Origin of the sequence: Rothia sp. 27098_8_161, assembly GCF_041432905.1 — a bacterium.
Classification (GTDB): Bacteria; Actinomycetota; Actinomycetes; order Actinomycetales; family Micrococcaceae; genus Rothia.
Window position 1 is genome coordinate 1 of the sequence record NZ_JAPWAL010000081.1, and the last position, 551, is coordinate 551.

At 63.7% G+C, this 551-nt stretch carries 1 pseudogene; it reads right to left on the minus strand.

The features are described from left to right. Positions 1 to 533 (minus strand): annotated as a pseudogene (locus O3648_RS08500) (2-succinyl-5-enolpyruvyl-6-hydroxy-3-cyclohexene-1-carboxylic-acid synthase); the annotation flags it as partial. Positions 534 to 551: the final 18 nt, after the last annotated feature.

Genomic DNA, 551 nt, shown 5'->3' on the forward strand with positions numbered 1-551 from the left:
TGAGGAATGGAGGTCACGCCGTGGCGTGCCTCGGAGGAAGGCTCCGCAAATAGCGGCAGGTTCAGCACGCGCGCGAACTCCGCCGCAAACTCGCCGGCACCGTCAGCGGCAACCACCACGGTGCGATGCGTCGGAGTTAACTCCGCCAGGTCCGCCTGAGACTCCAAAGAATCCAGAAGCCAACGCTGCTCAGCGCTGGAGAGCCCGGGACTCTCAGCGCGGGCGGCGCGGGCGCGGCCCTCAGCCTGCGGGTCGTAATCCTCCAGTAGGCTCAGCGCCCACTGCGGAAGCATCTGCGCAAAACGACCCGAGGGGGTCAGCGGCGTATCGAAACAAATATTCAGGTGCACAGGGCCAATCGGCTCCGTCGAGTGCTTGCGCCAGTGCTCGGCGCTACGACCGGTCAGCGCATTCAGACAGGCGGCAAAAGCCTGAGTCTGCTCACCCTCCACCTGCTCGGGGTAGGAAGTCAAATCAGCTTCAGCGCGCACAAAAGGATGGAAGAAACTTGCCTGACGGGTCGTCTGATTCACGCCGCTACCGCGCAGATG